The sequence below is a fragment of the Alcanivorax sp. 1008 genome (assembly GCF_020667895.1).
Classification (GTDB): domain Bacteria; phylum Pseudomonadota; class Gammaproteobacteria; order Pseudomonadales; family Alcanivoracaceae; genus PGZG01.
The window spans coordinates 1-307 of sequence record NZ_JAFMPS010000114.1 but is presented as its reverse complement, the minus strand read 5'-3'; the positions used below and the strand labels follow the sequence as shown (position 1 = coordinate 307).

The 307-nt window shown below is 40.7% G+C and carries 1 protein-coding gene; it reads left to right on the top strand.

Annotated features, from left to right (window positions below; all coding sequences use genetic code 11):
• Positions 1-307: hypothetical protein (locus J1C54_RS16525; RefSeq protein ID WP_229150091.1), on the top strand; the 307-nt coding region annotated here is incomplete at both ends.

Below are 307 nucleotides of genomic sequence, written 5' to 3'. Positions count from 1 at the left end.
GGTGCCTATCCCAGGTATTCACCCAGTAGTAGATCTGACGGCTTATAGTGGACAAATTGTTCAATTTGGTATTCTTGGTTCTGAAGGTACAGTTAATGACCCTGAAGATATTGATGTGTTCGTTGATAATTTCCAAGTAAGGAATATTCCAACATGTCCAGAACCAACTGATTTAACATCAACTAATCTCACACTAACGTCTACTGAAATAGCTTGGACTGAAGCTGGGACTTCAACTGTATGGAATATAGAGTATGGGCCTGCTGGTTTCGCTCAAGGTACTGGTACGATAGTTAACGGTGTTACA